We start from the raw sequence: 864 nt of genomic DNA on the forward strand, positions 1-864 counted from the left end.
CCCCCACGCTTATCGCAGCGTGCCACGTCCTTCATCGCCTGTACATGCCAAGGCATTCACCAGATGCCCTTACCTCACGCTTGAGAGTCCACACCACCAACATCAGCACTGGAGATAGTGCATGATATGGCTTGTATCGGTGTGGTTATTAAACTCAGCCAGATAATCTTGTGTGTACAACATCGAACTGACCTTCATCCGCTTACCTTGCGGCAAACGCACAAAAACCAATCCCATGTCGCCACGGCATCGATTAAAAAACCCATTCACAATGTCAAAGAGGCGCACAACGTGCGCCATATCACCAGCATAAGCTGGTAAACCGCTACTCTTCATCTCTGGAAATTGTCCGCTGCGCGCAATCGCTGCGCAGTTTTCAGTGCTGCTCCGCGGTAGATCGCTGCGCAGTTGCTTGGTGGAGCTTATCGGGATCGAACCGATGACCTGATGCTTGCAAAGCAACCGCTCTCCCAGCTGAGCTAAAGCCCCCAGCCAAGCAATTGGTGGGCCGGGGAGGAGTTGAACCTCCGACCTCACGCTTATCAGGCGTGCGCTCTAACCACCTGAGCTACCGGCCCGGTGCCCGCAGGCTGCTTTTTACAGCAGCGCGAGGCGCTCGAAAGCCTGCCAGGCAGATACGCTCTGCTGCCAGAGCGTATTTTCCAGTGATGAAGGGACATGAGGACGGCGGCAATGTTCTTTGGAAATGACGAAGCTCTTCTGATGTCTAGCATCAGCGCTTTCGTCACGATCCTTAGAAAGGAGGTGATCCAGCCGCAGGTTCCCCTACGGCTACCTTGTTACGACTTCACCCCAGTCGCTAAACCCACTGTGGTCGCCTGCCTCCTTGCGGTTAGCTCAACG

Annotated in this window: 2 tRNA genes and 1 rRNA gene; all 3 read right to left on the reverse strand. The window is 54.7% G+C overall.

Annotated elements, in window-relative coordinates:
• Positions 1-413: 413 nt before the first annotated feature.
• Positions 414-489, reverse strand: a tRNA-Ala gene (locus F4U94_RS24145).
• 12 nt (positions 490-501) lie between these two features.
• Positions 502-578: transfer RNA gene (locus F4U94_RS24150), tRNA-Ile, on the reverse strand.
• Between the two features lie 180 nt (positions 579-758).
• A 16S ribosomal RNA gene (locus tag F4U94_RS24155) occupies positions 759-864 on the reverse strand; the annotation flags it as partial.

Origin of the sequence: Sphingobium limneticum (genome assembly GCF_008710155.1) — a bacterium.
Taxonomy (GTDB): domain Bacteria; phylum Pseudomonadota; class Alphaproteobacteria; order Sphingomonadales; family Sphingomonadaceae; genus Sphingobium; species Sphingobium limneticum.